Origin of the sequence: Streptomyces sp. NPDC056486 (genome assembly GCF_042795295.1) — a bacterium.
GTDB lineage: Bacteria > Actinomycetota > Actinomycetes > Streptomycetales > Streptomycetaceae > Streptomyces.
Genome location: NZ_JBHTSF010000339.1, coordinates 1 through 1,286, shown reverse-complemented (window position 1 = coordinate 1,286; position 1,286 = coordinate 1). Strand labels below are relative to the sequence as shown.

Annotated in this window: 2 protein-coding genes and 1 tRNA gene; 1 reads left to right on the top strand and 2 read right to left on the bottom strand. The window is 64.9% G+C overall.

The window, feature by feature from the left end; all coding sequences use genetic code 11:
- Positions 1-31: 31 nt before the first annotated feature.
- A tRNA-Val gene (locus tag ACFQ7F_RS45910) sits at positions 32-103 on the bottom strand.
- Positions 104-169: 66 nt separating this feature from the next.
- Positions 170-601, bottom strand: a complete 432-nt coding sequence (locus ACFQ7F_RS45905; protein ID WP_383285771.1) for a TIGR02611 family protein — start codon at positions 599-601, stop codon at positions 170-172.
- A gap of 191 nt (positions 602-792) precedes the next feature.
- On the opposite strand from ACFQ7F_RS45905, the gene ACFQ7F_RS45900 reads away from it, so the two are divergent.
- A complete protein-coding gene (locus ACFQ7F_RS45900; protein ID WP_003959770.1) occupies positions 793-1,206 on the top strand; it encodes an SsgA family sporulation/cell division regulator in 414 nt (137 codons plus the stop codon).
- Positions 1,207-1,286 lie beyond the last annotated feature (80 nt).

Sequence of the window (1,286 nt, the reverse complement as noted above, 5' to 3'; positions counted from 1 at the left end):
GGCTTTAAGCCTCCGGGCCGCAGTTCCGGGGTGGGCGATACTGGGTTCGAACCAGTGACCTCTTCGGTGTGAACGAAGCGCTCTCCCACTGAGCTAATCGCCCCGGGCGCACGGAGAACATTACCGCATGTCAGCGGGTGCCTCCGACCGCCGAGGAGTCACCCGGAGGTCACTCCTTGATCTTCCATGGCATCTCGAAGCCGAACTTCCAGACGTAGATCCCGACGAGCACGGCGATGATCACCAGACCGATGGTCGTCAGGATGATGTTCCGGCGGCGCACCTTGGGGTCGAGCGCACGCTGCGCCGCCTCGGTGACCTTCCGTTTCGTCCAGCGAAGGACCAGCTGAGCCCAGACGAACTCGGTCGCCCAGATCGCCATTCCACCGAAGATCACCAGCCAGCCCGGTCCGGGCAGCGGCAACATCACGATGCCCGCGGCAACCACCGCGAGGCCGACGATGAACACGCCCACCTGCCAGCTGAGGTGCAGCGCCTTGCGGGCCTGGATGTACTCCGGCGCACGCGATCCGAGCGGCTGTTCGTTCTTCGTGCCGGTGATTGTTTCAGCAACCCCCGGCTCGTCACTCCCCGTATTCATACGGCCAAACCCTACCGGACGGAAACCCGTCACTGGAATGGCTGTACGCACCGAACAAACAACCCGCCGAACGAGCTACCTAAAGACACCCAAAACCCTCAGAGGGGTTTACAACGGCACCGTAGGTGGCATGTCGATTTCGCCGACGTGCGAATCCCCGAGCGCACACTGAGCGAAAGGCCCTGGCGCTTATGAACACCACGGTCAGCTGCGAGCTGCACCTGCGCCTCGTTGTGTCGAGCGAGTCCTCACTGCCTGTCCCCGCAGGACTGCGGTATGACACGGCCGATCCCTACGCCGTGCACGCCACCTTCCACACCGGAGCCGAGGAAACCGTCGAATGGGTGTTCGCCCGCGACCTCCTCGCCGAGGGCCTGCACCGGCCCACCGGTACCGGCGACGTCCGAGTCTGGCCGTCCCGGAGCCACGGTCAGGGTGTTGTCTGCATCGCCCTGAGCTCCCCCGAGGGTGAGGCTCTGCTCGAGGCCCCGGCGCGGGCTCTTGAATCGTTCCTGAAGCGAACCGATGCGGCCGTGCCCCCCGGCACGGAACACCGCCACTTCGATCTGGATACGGAGCTCTCGCACATCCTGGCCGAAAGCTAGCCAAGGCAGCGCGAGAGCGCCCGGCGCCGTCCGACTCGGGGCGACGGCTCGGGCATGACAATCGAACAGAGCAGACACAC